Annotated in this window: 9 protein-coding genes and 1 pseudogene; 1 reads left to right on the top strand and 9 read right to left on the bottom strand. The window is 63.6% G+C overall.

Annotation, left to right across the window (positions count from 1 at the left end):
- Positions 1–64 precede the first annotated feature (64 nt).
- The 8 genes from PP1Y_RS17445 to PP1Y_RS17405 all read right to left on the bottom strand — a co-directional run bounded on the left by PP1Y_RS17445 (position 65) and on the right by PP1Y_RS17405 (position 8,912).
- Entirely contained in the window at positions 65–400 is a 336-nt protein-coding gene (locus PP1Y_RS17445; RefSeq protein WP_051010054.1) for a hypothetical protein, read from the bottom strand.
- 239 nt (positions 401–639) lie between these two features.
- On the bottom strand, positions 640–1,323 hold the full coding sequence (locus tag PP1Y_RS17440; RefSeq protein WP_013833399.1) for a ZIP family metal transporter: 684 nt from the start codon (positions 1,321–1,323) through the stop codon (positions 640–642).
- A gap of 220 nt (positions 1,324–1,543) precedes the next feature.
- Positions 1,544–1,891 (bottom strand): DUF190 domain-containing protein, encoded by a 348-nt coding sequence (locus tag PP1Y_RS17435; protein WP_013833398.1) that lies wholly within the window; start codon positions 1,889–1,891, stop codon positions 1,544–1,546.
- Complete coding sequence (locus PP1Y_RS17430; protein WP_013833397.1) at positions 1,891–5,148, bottom strand: efflux RND transporter permease subunit; 3,258 nt, start codon at positions 5,146–5,148, stop codon at positions 1,891–1,893. The genes PP1Y_RS17435 and PP1Y_RS17430 overlap by 1 nt, the downstream gene beginning before the upstream one ends.
- A gap of 3 nt (positions 5,149–5,151) precedes the next feature.
- Positions 5,152–6,312, bottom strand: a complete 1,161-nt coding sequence (locus PP1Y_RS17425) for an efflux RND transporter periplasmic adaptor subunit (protein ID WP_013833396.1) — start codon at positions 6,310–6,312, stop codon at positions 5,152–5,154.
- A 97-nt stretch (positions 6,313–6,409) separates the two neighbouring features.
- Positions 6,410–7,678, bottom strand: coding sequence for a TolC family protein (locus PP1Y_RS17420; RefSeq protein ID WP_013833395.1), 1,269 nt, complete (start codon positions 7,676–7,678; stop codon positions 6,410–6,412).
- Between the two features lie 60 nt (positions 7,679–7,738).
- The gene (locus PP1Y_RS24725; RefSeq protein ID WP_051010053.1) at positions 7,739–8,053 is read right to left on the bottom strand and encodes a hypothetical protein; all 315 of its coding nucleotides are present in this window, start codon (positions 8,051–8,053) and stop codon (positions 7,739–7,741) included.
- Between the two features lie 373 nt (positions 8,054–8,426).
- A complete protein-coding gene (locus PP1Y_RS17405) occupies positions 8,427–8,912 on the bottom strand; it encodes a transposase (protein WP_198409096.1) in 486 nt (161 codons plus the stop codon).
- 146 nt (positions 8,913–9,058) lie between these two features.
- On the opposite strand from PP1Y_RS17405, the pseudogene PP1Y_RS17400 reads away from it, so the two are divergent.
- A pseudogene (locus PP1Y_RS17400) lies at positions 9,059–10,226 on the top strand (IS110 family transposase).
- Between the two features lie 351 nt (positions 10,227–10,577).
- On the opposite strand, the gene PP1Y_RS17395 reads toward PP1Y_RS17400, so the two are convergent.
- Entirely contained in the window at positions 10,578–12,485 is a 1,908-nt protein-coding gene (locus tag PP1Y_RS17395; protein ID WP_013833392.1) for a cytochrome c/FTR1 family iron permease, read from the bottom strand.
- Positions 12,486–12,557: the final 72 nt, after the last annotated feature.

Below are 12,557 nucleotides of genomic sequence, written 5' to 3'. Positions count from 1 at the left end.
ACCTCCTCAATGTTTGCTCGGGCCTGGTTCCGCGCCGATGCGGAAGTGCAAGGGCGCGGCCCGGTCAGGGAGGCGGGTGCCCGTCCCGTGGCTGATTGGAAGCGGCGCGCTGGCAGATTTGCGTTTTCGCGTCGGGGCGGATGACAACCACCCAATCGTTGGAGATCGAGAGGTTCATAGTGTCGCCGAAATAGGTGACGCCGGCCGCGGGCGCGGTTAGATGTTCGGATTCGCCATCAGGCAAAATCGCGGCCTCGACTGTCAGACCGTCATCGCCGAGAAATTCGACGCGCACCTTCGTGGCGTTCGCGCAGACGAAGCTATGGGTTCCGGTGAGCCCGGCACTCCCAGCGTCGGAGCTTTCGGGCGAACAGCCAGCGTTGGCCGCGAGCAGCAACATGGACGCCAACGGGACGCACGGCCGCCGCCGTTTCGTCGCCTCGCCGTGACACTGGCGGCTACAAACTTTCGCCGTGAACGGGGGGGCAGAACGTCCACGGCGCGGGCCCTTCTCGCACAAGCGCGCATGAGGGCTTTGCGCTTGTGGGGGACCATTTCCGATGCCGTCGAGAAGGCTATGCCGGCGCTCCCGGGCTCGACAGGCTTTGCTCTCGATGGCGCGATCTGTCGGTGCTGGACTCACATAAGCTCCTCAAAAATGAGCAGCCCCAGGAAGCCCGCGAAGAACATGCCGGTGACCAGAGGACTGTCCGGACATTGGTGCGCATCGACGAGCAATTCCTCGGTTACGAGATAAAGGAGCGCCATGAGCCCAAAGCTCAGGAAGGCGACGATGATCGGCTGCGACAGGGTCGCTACCGGCATCGCCAGAACCGCGCCGAGAGGCAGCAGCAAACCGATCGCGGCAACGACGGCCACCACCTTCCAGGCTGCACGGACTGACTTACGAAGGTCGCTCGTGAGGGTCAGCCCGAGGAACAGGACCTCCAGCGTCAGCGCGATCGTCAGCAGAATTCCTGCCTTCTCGCCTGCGAGAAAGGCAAGGCCCAGCACCAGCCCATCGACGAGGATGTCGATGGCGACAGCGCCAATCATCGCTAGAGATCCGGTAGCTCTCTCTTCGAGAGCCTTCAGCAGCAGCATGGCGCCGACGCCGACCGTCCCGCCCACCAGGGTCGCGACCGGGGCCGCGTCGTGCTTGATCTGCGGCAGGATTTCGGTCGCCGCAGCCGCGAACACCACGCCGGCCGCCAGATGCTGCATGGCGCTGACAAAGCGCCCGCTTGGCGTTCGCAGGAGGGAAACGATCGCGCCGACAATGACGGCCGCGACAGGCATGATCGTGTAGGTGAGCGTTGACATCAAACCCCCTTTCGCAGGCAGGGCGCCGCTACACGTCCGACGGCTCTTTGAGCTTTCCCTGGGAATACCGGGCAATGGTGGAACCTCGCTTGACTTGCGTGGCCAGGGACTTGTCCGTCGCGATCAGCATTCTGTGCAGCCCGCGCCGGAAAACTGGTACAGTTGAGCGCGATGGGCTGGATCGCCCATCGCGCCTGGGCCGCTGCATCGATCGCAGCAATCACGCCTGCACGCCGACAGCGGCTTGCAACGCCTTGCCGCCGATCACCTCGACGGTTTCGAGCGTGATGATCCCGATGTCGGGAACATCCGCCAGCAAGGCAACAAACGCCCGTAGCGCATCTTCGACATCGATGATCTCGATGACCACCGCGCGGTTGCTTTCGAGGACATGACGGCGATGGAGCCGCGCCGAGCCGCCAAAACCCATCAAGGCTTCCAGGACGGTCACACCGGCGATTTTTTGATCGCGCGCCAGCGAAGCGACATATTCGAAGACCTTGCGGTCGCCGATATAGGCCGCTTCATCGGTGTAGATGCGCAGCAGCTTCTGACCCTTCTTTTCCATCATGCCTCTCCTTCAGCGGCTGCCGGCTGCTCACCGACTTCCGGTTCTGACTTTCTTCTCTTCCATTGGATGTTGAGGCCGAGGACGACCTTGGCGATCGCCGGCAGCACCAGCAGCGTGAGGATGGTCGCCGCGATGAGGCCGCCGATGACGGTCGTCGCAAGCGGCTTCTGGACCTCGGCGCCGGTGCCGTGCGCGAGCGCCATCGGCACGAAGCCGATCGCCGGCACGAAGCCGGTCATCACGACCGCGCGCATCTTTTCGGCCATGCCTTCGCGAATGGCCTCGGGCAGCGCGACACCTGCCTCCAGCCGCTCGCGGATAGCGGTCATCACGACGAGACCGTTGAGCACGGCGACGCCCGCCAGGCAGATGAACCCGACCGCCGCCGACACGGAGAAGGCGATGCCGGTCATGGCGAGGGTGAACACGCCGCCGGCAAGTCCCAACGGGACCGCGAGGAACACAGCCGCGGCACGGCCGAACCCGCCGAGCGCCATATAGAGCAGCCCGAAGATCGCCAGGAAGCAGAGCGGCACGACGATCGACAGACGGTCAGCGGCGGCCTGGAGATTCTGGAACTGACCGCCCCACTCCAGATAATAGCCTGCCGGCAGCTTGACCTGCGCAACCTTGGCCTGCGCCTCCGCAACGAAGGAGCCCGCGTCGCGGCCTTGCAGGTTCGCCTGAATCACGACCCTGCGCTTGCCGTTCTCGCGACTGATCTGGTTCAGCCCTTCGGTGAACCTGATCTGGGCGACCTGCGACAGTGGAACCGAGCTGCGCGCATAGCCTTCCTCCTTGGGCAGCATCACCGGGAGCGCGAGCACGTCATCAAGGTTGACCCTCGTGGCGTCCGGTACCCTTACGATGATGTCGAAACGTCGGTCGCCCTCGAACAGCAGCCCCGAAGCGCGGCCGCCCATGCCGGCGGCCACGGTATCGGCAACCTCCCGAACGGTGAGGCCGTACCGGGCGATGGCCGCGCGGTCGAACCGGACGTCGAGCGTCGGCGCACCGCCGGTCTGGTCCGCTTTGACGCTGGAAGCGCCGGGGATCGACTGGAGCACGCGCACGATCTCGTTGGCCGACGCCGACATCTTGTCGAGATCGTCACCATAGAGCTTGATGGCGACGTCGCCGCGCACGCCGGCGATCAGTTCGTTGAAACGCAACTGGATCGGCTGGCTGACCTCATAAAGCTGGCCCAGCTTGCTGCCGGCCGCTTTCTCGATCCGCTCGATCACGTCCGCTTTGGATTTGACGTCCCGTGGCCATTGGTCCTCCGGTTTCAAAATGACGAAGCCGTCAGAGACGTTCGGCGGCATCGGATCGGTCGCGACTTCCGCCGTGCCGGTTTTCGAGAACATCAGCTCGACTTCGGGCAGCTTGGTCACGGCCTTTTCAACGCCGCGTTGCATCGCCAACGATTGCTCAAGGCTGACGGAGGGCACACGGGTCGACGCCAGCGCCAGGTTCTTCTCGTCGAGCTGCGGAATGAACTCCGAGCCCAGCAATCCGAACACCGGCACCGCCGCGAGGAAGAAGGCCAACCCGCCGAAGATGAACGGCCAGGGCCGAGCGATCGCCTTGTCGAGCAGCGGCAGATAGCGCTCCTTCGACTTGCGGATCAGCCAGACGTCCTTTTCGGCGACCTTGCCCCGGATAAGCAGGGCGACCAGCGCCGGAACCAGCGTGATGGCGAGGATGAATGCCGCCACCAGCGCGAGCATGATGGTGATCGCCATGGGCGAGAAGGTCTTGCCCTCGACCCCGGTGAACATCAGCAGCGGTGCGAAGGCCAGCAGGATGATCGCCTGACCGAACACGGTCGGTTTGATCATTTCCTGACTGGCGTGCATCGTCTCTTCGAGACGCTCGCGCAGACTGAGCAAACGGCCTTCATGTTCCTGGCGGTGCGCGAGGCGGGCTAGACAGTTTTCGATGATGATCACCGCACCGTCGACGATCAGGCCGAAGTCGAGCGCGCCGAGGCTCATGAGGTTACCCGGCACCCGGAAGGCGTTCATGCCCATCGCCATCATCAGGAAGGAGAAGGGAATGACGAGGACGGCGATGATCGCCGCGCGCCAGTTGCCGAGCAGCAGGAACAGCGACGCGGCCACCAGCAAAGCGCCTTCGGTGAGGTTGCGCTCGACAGTGCCGACCGTGGCATTGACCAGCTTCGCGCGGTCAAGCACCACCTTGACCTCGACACCTGCCGGCAGGGTTGATTTCACTTGGTCGAGCTTCTCGTTCACCGCCTGAGCCACGACGCGGCTGTTCTCGCCGATCAGCATCAGGGCCGTGCCGACGACCGCTTCCTGGCCGTTCATGCTTGCCGCGCCGGTGCGCAGATCGCCGCCTATCTTCACATTCGCGATCTGGCCGACTGTGATCGGAGCCCCGCCGCGCGTTGCGGCGACGGCATTGCGGATTTCATCGACCGAGCGAATGCGCGCGTCCGCACGCACCAGATAGGCCTCGCCGCCGCGATTGAAGTAGTTGGCGCCGACCGCGAGATTGGCGGCTTCGAGGGCTTCGCCCAACTCTGTATAGGAAATGCCGTAGCTCGACAGCTTGACCGGATCGGGCTCGACCACGAAGGTCTTAGCGTAGCCGCCGATCGAATCGACCCCGGCCACGCCGGGAACCGTGCGCAGTTGCGGCCGGATGATCCAGTCCTGCACCGTGCGCAGATAGCCCGCCTTCGCGACTTCATCAGTAAGGCGGTCGCCTTCGGGCGTGAGATAGCTGCCGTCCGATTGCCAGCCCGGCTGGCCGTCGACTTTCTTCGCGCCTTGCCCGTCGGGGTTGGCATAGCCGACGGTATACATGACGACTTCGCCGAGACCCGTCGTCACCGGCCCGATCTGAGGCTGCACGCCCTGAGGCAGATTTTCCTGCGCCTGGATGAGCCGTTCACCGACCTGCTGCCTTGCGAAATAGAGGTCGGTGGAGTCCGAGAAGATCGCGGTGACCTGACTGAACCCGTTACGCGACAGCGAGCGTGTGGTTTCGAGACCAGGAATGCCGGCCAGCGCCGTTTCAATCGGATAGGTAACGAGTTTTTCCATTTCGACCGGCGACAGACCGCGGTCGACCGTGTTGATCTGGACCTGGTTGTTGGTGATGTCCGGAACCGCGTCGATCGGCAGCTTGGTGAGTTGCCAAACGCCAAGCCCGGCGATCGCGAGGAAGAGGAACAGCACCGCCCACCGCGCGCGGACTGACAATGCCATAAGAGATGCGATCATGGCTTATTCCTCCTCGCCCGCGCCCTTGCCGAGTTCGGCCTTGAGCAGGAAAGCGTTGCGGGTGGCGACCGTCGCGCCGGACTTGAGTCCGGAGACGATCTCGACCCGGCCTGCACTGCGCTGGCCGAGCGTTACGAATTGCGCGCGGAAACCCTGGGCTGTGCGAAGGAACACTGCGTCACGACCGTCGACGCTCTGCACGGCATCTTCCGGAACCACGATTGCGTTCGTCGGCGCGCCCTGACTGGGCATTAGCCGCACGCGCACACCGAGGCCGGCCTGCAGGATGCCACCCGGCACTTCGATGAGCGCCGTGGCAGCGCGGGTTTCTCCGTTCAGAGTCGGCGTGACGGCACGTATCCGGCCCTCGACCGTTCGACCGTCAATAAGTTCGATGATGGCGTGATCACCGGTCGCGAGACGTGCCACATCGCCGGGATTGATCGCCGCCTCGACCTGAATTTTGCTCGGATCAGCGACCCGAAACAGCTCGGCTTCTGGCTGGACATACGCACCGAGGCTGACATTCTCGGAGGTCACCCGCCCGGCGATCGGGCTTGCCACGATAACGCCACGGCCGTCCTTGGTGACATTAGCCGCGCCAACGGACACCTGCGCTCGCCTGGCTTCGGCTTCGGCCGCGGTGGCCTCGGCTTCCGCGCGCTCAAGATCGACCCGCGCCGACACATTCTGCTCGAACAGGTAGCGCTCGCGAGCAAGCGCTTTCTGCGCAAGAACAGCCCTGGCCGATGCGGCCGTGCGATCTGCGGCGATCTGTGCCGCATCGCGGCTTTCGACGATCGCCAGCGCTTCTCCGGCGCGGACCGGATCGCCGAGCCGCTTGAATACCCGCGTCACCGCGCCGCCCGCGCGTGCCGTTACCAGCGCTTCACCCGTGGGTGAGGCTGTGACCTGGCCTTGCACCAATATCTCCGAGCCGAGGCCGCCGGCTCGAACGGTCTCGACAGCAATTCCGGCATCGCGGATTGCGTCTGGCGTCATCGCCAGACTGTCCGACGGTGTTTCGCTTTCAGCACTGTCTTTGGCGGGCGCGGATGCCACCGACGGATCAGCCGTACAACGTGCGACGCTGAAACCACCGATTGCAGCCAGCAAAACTGCGCCGGTGACACCGCCAAGGAGTCGTTTGTCCTGGGTTATCATTGAAAATCTCCGAAACGGATCGAGCAGCGGCCAGTCAGGGGCGCGTTCAGCTCGGAATGGGGAATGGGGAAGGTGAGGATCAGCGAGGCGGAGGCGGTCATGGCGTCGCCCCAGCCACATCGGGCGCCGGTGTCGTCAGATGCGCCAGGCGCGCCTCGGCGTCGTGATAGGCGACCAGCGCATCGACGAATGCGCCTCTCGTGTCGGCCAGAGTCCTCTCCGCATCAAGCAGATCGAGCTGGCTGAAACGGCCTTGCGCATAACCGATCCTGGCGATGCGGGCCGTTTCGCTTGCTGCCGCGAGCGCGGGTCCGCCCGTCGAGCGCGCGGTTGCGGCCGCGTTGGCAAGCTCGGCCTGCGCGGCGGCGATCGCCTGTTCGGTGTCGAGGACAGTGACCCGCCGCTTCGCATCGACCGCCTGCCGTTCGGCCTGCGCTTGGCTCAATGCAGCACGACCGCTATTGAACAGCGGAAAGGGAATGCTGACCCCGAATACCGCCGCCGTGTCGCCAGTTGCGGACAGCCGCCGTGCCCCGGCGCTTAATGTGACGTCGGGGATACGTTGCGAGCGAGCGAGACGCACTTGTGCGCTTGCCGTGGCCACGTCGGCTTCGGCGGCGGCCAGGATGAGCGTTCCGTCTGCTGAAGCCGGTCGCGTCGGGCCATATCCGCCGACCCGATCGAACCAGCCGGCATCCAATGGCCCCGCAACGGGCTCGCCGATCAGGCGTCCAAGGTTCTCCCGCGCAACGGCCGCCTCCCGCCGTGCCTGATCGAGCGCGACGTTGGCATTGACGCGCTGAACGTCGGCGCGCTGCTGCTCGATCGGAGAAGCGGCGCCGGCGGTTACGCGCGTGCTGGCCGCGCGAAACCCTTCATCCGCGAAACCGGCGAGTTGACGCGCGATCTCCACCCGCCGCTCGGCCGACGCTGCCGCGATATAGGCCTGGGTTACGCGCTCGCGCAGATCGGCGAGCGTGATGGCGGCTTCAAGGCGCGCTCGCAGGCTGCGCGAATCTGCAACGGCGATGCGTGCTGACCGCTTGCCGCCCAGTTCGATCGGCAATGCCAGGCCGGTCATGACCTCGGCGCTCTGCGTGCCACGATAGAGACCTGAGCCCGCGACGTTCTCGACCTGAACCTGGACTTCAGGATTGGGCCGGAGGCCCGCGACGGTGCGCGCCGCGTCAGCCGCGCGCACGCCAGCGTTGGCAGCCTCAAGGTTGGGTGAAGAGGCTCCGGCCGCATCCAGGGCACGTTCGAGCGTATATGGGGGTGCCGAATGCGGCGGCGACGCGGCCGTCTGCGCCTGTGCGATCGACGCGCAGGACGACACGGCCAGCAGGGCCGCGATAAAGCGATGCATGATTTAAAGGCTCCTGACAGTTTTCCAGAAAACCCCGGAACTCGGGGCAAAAGGACGCTGTCAGGCGCGTGGAGGACGGTACGCGGGGTAAGTTGGCGCCGAAGAACCGTCCACGGCATTGGCGATGGACAGCAAGGATTTGATCATGCTGACAAGGCTAATCCTGCTCTCGCGTGCCGGTTCGGCGATGTGATGGCCATGACAGGTCGCATGGTGATGCGGCGTACCTTTGTCGATATCGGACGGCACTTCGTCGCGATCGCCCTCAAAGTGCCCAAGCGCCGAGGCGGTCTCACTGTCGATGCAAGCAACCGGCTCTGCGGCATGCGCCATCACACCCGTGGCCAGGGAAATCGAGAGCAGGACCGCAAGCATGACAGATAGCCATCGCATAGCTCTTGAGCTATCATGCGTCGGCTCGCGAAGCAAAAAAAATCTGGGGCCAATAAGACGCCCATTTCACAGAAAGTTATAACATATCTAGCCCATTTAGATTCGGCTGATTACGGTTATTAAATTGCGGAAATACCCCACTGTCCGTATAAAAACATGTTTGTGCTTCGCGTGCCCGCGACACCTTCCCCAAACAGATTCCAATTTCCCGCCGCGACAGCAATCAATTCGTATCTTCGCTACTTAGGAGGTTAGCGCAATGGTATGCCTATCTGGTTAAGGTGTTTCACCCACGGCCAGCGCTTGCGGATGGCATCGAGAATGGCCTGGGCGCCTGCGCTGTCCGAGTTCAAGGCTAAAGCCCTTCCCGGCTAAAGCCCTTCCCGGCTAAAGCCGGGGGTTTGAAACCAAAGGTGGGACAATCAACCAGTGTTCCGGTCTTCATCATCACCGCCTTTGATTTGAGCTGCGTGGTCACGGCTTCAAACAGTGTCCGGTCAAGCCTGTGGGCAACCAGCAGCCTGCGGAATCTGACGAAGGCTGTACGTTCAGGCGTCGCTTCATTCGCGGAAAATCCGCAGAGGCGGCGAAAAGAGGCTCGATCGTAGAGCGCTTTGGCCAGCTTCACGTCAGACAGGTCGTACCAGATCGACAGAAGCAGGGCTCTCAACATCGCCAGCGGCGGCCAAGCCGGCTCGCCCTTGGCAGCCGGATAGAGCGGATCGATCAGCATCGCGACCTGGCTCCCGTCGATCAGCGATACCAACGCGTCGAGCGATGAAGCCGCTCGCTCACGCCCTGCAAAACCAACTTGCTCCTGTCCAATCGAACGTTGCGCCACCTGCCGCTCTCCTTCTAGGAAAGCCTATAGAATCAGCTATCAATGCCCCTTTCTACGCCCACCCGCTCACAGATCCCATGACGAGGTGGATAGCGATCGACACTCTGGCAGAGTGAGTTTGCTGACCACACTCTCAGGAGGCCGATATGCAGATTGCAACTGACCGTACCCAAGCGTCGACCGCTATCCCGACCGATCTTGGCGCGATTTTCGTTTCAATGGAACTGAGCCGATCGATCTGGCTGATCACCTCGCTATTGCCCGGCAGCGGCGAGAAGCTGTCGAAGCATGTAGTGCGCGCCTGGGATATCGCCGGTTTATTGGCACGCTTTACCCAACTGCAGGCAAAAGCGCAGGCGCGAACAGGACGCAGCTTTCCAATAATCGTGATCCAGGAAGCCGGCCTTGATGGCTTCTGGATCCACCGCGTTTTGCGCAAGGAGGGGATAAAAAGCCACGTCGTGGATCCCGCTTCAATTGCGACCTCACGCCGTCGTCGTCGCGCAAAGACCGACCGGATCGACGGCGAGGCGCTGGTCCGGGCCTTGCTGGCCTATAAACGAGGGGAACCACGTGTGTGTGCGATGGTCAGGGTGCCAACACCCGAGGAAGAGGATCGACGTCGTATTTGTCGCGAACGCAAGGTTCTGATCGCGGATCGGATTCGCCACGCCAATCGCATCAAAGGCCTGCTCTTCGCGCGGGGGGTGACAGGCTATCAGCCGCTGCGCCGCGACCGGCGGGAGCGGCTGGAAAAACTCATGACCGGCGATGGCCGTCCGCTACCGATGCATCTGAAAGTCCAGATTGGCCGCGAACTCGACCGGCTCGAACTGCTGCTCGAGCAGATCAGAGCGGTGGAGGCCGAGCGGGACGCGCTGCTTGCCGCGGAAACTACCGCCATGCCGGCACCAGCCGCAATGCTGCTCGATATCAAGGGCATTGGCCCCGAGTTCGCCGCCATTCTCTGGTCGGAAGGCTTGTTCCGGCACTTCTCCAACCGGAGAGAGGTCGCTGCCTATGCGGGGCTGGCGCCAACGCCCTGGCAGAGTGGATCGGTCGACCGCGAACAGGGCGTGTCAAAGGCGGGGAACCCCCGGCTGCGCACAACGCTGATCCAACTGGCCTGGCTGTGGCTCCGCAACCAGCCAGAATCGGCGCTTGCCCAATGGTACCAGCAACGGGTCCGATTCAACGACGGCCGGCTGAAGAAATCGATGGTCGTGGCCTTGGCCCGAAAACTGCTGGGTCGCGCTGTGGAAATATGTCACCGCCGGTGTCGTCATCGAGGGCGCGTTGATGAAAGCCGCTTGACCCTTTATCCAGCCGTCATTCCAATCCTCAGGACCTGATCAGTTCTGACGGATCCAGGTGGACGAACCGAAGGAGACCGTGGCTTCCATAGCCGTCGCACAGAATGGTTTCGTCTTCCTGAGCCCAGCGGCCGCAAGCGGGATATTGGTGCAGCCGTCACGAGCGGCGACCGAATGTGAGGTTGATCGTGCTCGGCAACGAGCCGCGTCTTGTCGAAGGGTTCAGACCTCGGATACGCGAGTACTGGAGATCATGGATGTCGCCCTAACATCCCTTGCCCCAAGCTCGTCATGTGAGGTCTCCTAGTTGCTATAGGGTCAAGAAGAATTTTGCCGGCTGGCTCGAAACCTATCAGGTGGCTGCAGCCCGGCGACGATTCAGGACGAATCCCCCGCCCACGGCCACAAGCATCAACAGTTGCGCGCCCATCGACTGGAATGTTGGAAAGATGCCGAGCATCGAAACGCGAATGCCGCCGGCAAACGGTGCGATGTCGATGATGCCTGCTTCCTGTAGCGCCGCCACGCCCTTGCCAGCGAGCACGATGGTGAGGATGGCCATCAGCCACGCGCTGTAGGCGAAGAATTTCGCGATCGGCAGGTCGCGGCTGTAGCGCAGCATCGCCCAGGCAATGAATCCGAGCAGCAAGACCGCCGAGCCCGCTCCCGCCAGCATCATGCCGCCATTGCCCTGCGTCCAGAGCGCGGCATAGAACAGGATCGTCTCGAACACCTCGCGATAGACGACGACGAAAGCGAGGCCGAACAGGAACCAGGCCGACTGCCGCGACAGCGCGCGCGACATCTTCTCGCGGATGTAGCGTTGCCATTGATCCGCCTGGGCTTTGCCATGCATCCAGATTCCCACGGAGAGCAGGACGACGGCCGCGAACAGCGATCCGAACCCTTCGGTCAGTTCGCGGCTCGCGCCGCTGATTCCGATCGCATAGGTCGCGATCGCCCAGGTCAGGGCGCCCACCGCCAGCGCGCCAATCCAGCCGGCATGGACATAGGGCAGCACTTCGGGCCGGTCGGCCTTGCGCAGGAAGGCAATCATCGCGACGACGATCAACAGCGCTTCAAGGCCCTCGCGCAGCAGGATGGTGAGAGCGCCGACGAAGGTCGATGCACTGCTCGCCGCGTCCGGAGACAGCGCAGCTTCCGCGTCATCGAACAGACCACCGAGCACCTGGACGCGGGTCGCCACCTCGTCGGCCGGGCGGCCTTGCTGGAGCGATGCGCGGAATTCGCCCATGGCGCTCTCGATATGCCCCATAAGCGTTGCGTCACGCGCGGTCAGCATGGGTTCGAGCGGCTCGAACCCGTCGAGATAGGCCGACAGCGCTAATTCCTGCGCCGCATGGCGATTGCCCGCGCGATAGGCCGCGAGGCTCTGCGCCAGCTTGCCCCGCGCCACGTCAAGCGAGCCCGGTGCCTGCTGAACCACGGCTTCGGGGTGGCGGCGCAGATAGGCTATGATCGCATCGGCCTGCTCGGGCCCCATGCTCTTGGCGAGCGTTTCCGGGGTCAGCCCGGCCAGTGCCGTCAGATCGGGAATCCTTTGGCGAAGGCTGGGATCGGCTTTCCATAGCCGTTCGCCCTCCTTAGCGGCCGCATCGGAAAAGGCGAAATGTCCCGCATAGAAAGCAAGCGCCCAGCGATCATCAGATGGCAGCGATGAGAAGCTTTGCATCGCCGTGCCGTCGATGCCCTGGTCAATCACCTGATAGAGCGCGAAGGGACTGCGCTGGCGGGCCCGGGCGACATCGGTGAACGCGATCGGCGGGGTGGCGAGCTTGGCGGCGTTCGGGCCACGACCATCGCCGGCCGCACCGTGGCAGCTCGCGCAATTCTGGGCGAAGAGCGTCGCGCCACGGGCGAAATCGGGTGCCTTGGCCGGAGCAAGCGGGACCGGATAGGCTTTCAGCAGATCGGCGGCGAGACCATGGGCAAGATCGGCAACCTGGCTCGGCGAGCCCTTGGCGGCAACGACCGCCTGAAGCCGTGTCGCGCCCTCGAGGAGCCGGGCGCGTTCAGGCGTTGGCGGCAGCGCCGCGAGGCGCGCGGAGACCGACGCCGCGAACTCGGTCATTTCAGCATATTCGGAGGCACTCTTGATCCTGCCTCCGGAGACCGCATCACCATAGTCGACCGCCATATAGTCTAGAAGCCGCCATGCGGTCTGGACATCCGCCGTTTCGGCCTGGGCGATGGCGCTTGCACCCAGTGTACAGAACACGGCACCAAGCACCGCCAACATGCGGAGCGCCCATCGGTGGCGTGAGGGCACTTGCACGCGAATCGGCAAAAGGCGGAGGCGGGACGGGGACGT

Origin of the sequence: Novosphingobium sp. PP1Y (assembly GCF_000253255.1) — a bacterium.
In the GTDB taxonomy this organism is placed as follows: Bacteria; Pseudomonadota; Alphaproteobacteria; order Sphingomonadales; family Sphingomonadaceae; genus Novosphingobium.
Note: the sequence above shows the minus strand (reverse complement) of the source record. Positions and strands in the feature narration are given on the sequence as shown.

Excerpts from the sequence above, each read along its gene's own strand:
- PP1Y_RS24725 (WP_051010053.1), bottom strand. The coding sequence starts at position 8,053 with ATGCTTGCGGTCCTGCTCTCGATTTCCCTGGCCACGGGTGTGATGGCG.
- PP1Y_RS17430 (WP_013833397.1), bottom strand. The coding sequence starts at position 5,148 with ATGATCGCATCTCTTATGGCATTGTCAGTCCGCGCGCGGTGGGCGGTG.
- PP1Y_RS17395 (WP_013833392.1), bottom strand. The coding sequence starts at position 12,485 with ATGTTGGCGGTGCTTGGTGCCGTGTTCTGTACACTGGGTGCAAGCGCC.
- PP1Y_RS17425 (WP_013833396.1), bottom strand. The coding sequence starts at position 6,312 with ATGATAACCCAGGACAAACGACTCCTTGGCGGTGTCACCGGCGCAGTT.
- PP1Y_RS17445 (WP_051010054.1), bottom strand. The coding sequence starts at position 400 with ATGTTGCTGCTCGCGGCCAACGCTGGCTGTTCGCCCGAAAGCTCCGAC.
- PP1Y_RS17440 (WP_013833399.1), bottom strand. The coding sequence starts at position 1,323 with ATGTCAACGCTCACCTACACGATCATGCCTGTCGCGGCCGTCATTGTC.
- PP1Y_RS17420 (WP_013833395.1), bottom strand. The coding sequence starts at position 7,678 with ATGCATCGCTTTATCGCGGCCCTGCTGGCCGTGTCGTCCTGCGCGTCG.
- PP1Y_RS17435 (WP_013833398.1), bottom strand. The coding sequence starts at position 1,891 with ATGGAAAAGAAGGGTCAGAAGCTGCTGCGCATCTACACCGATGAAGCG.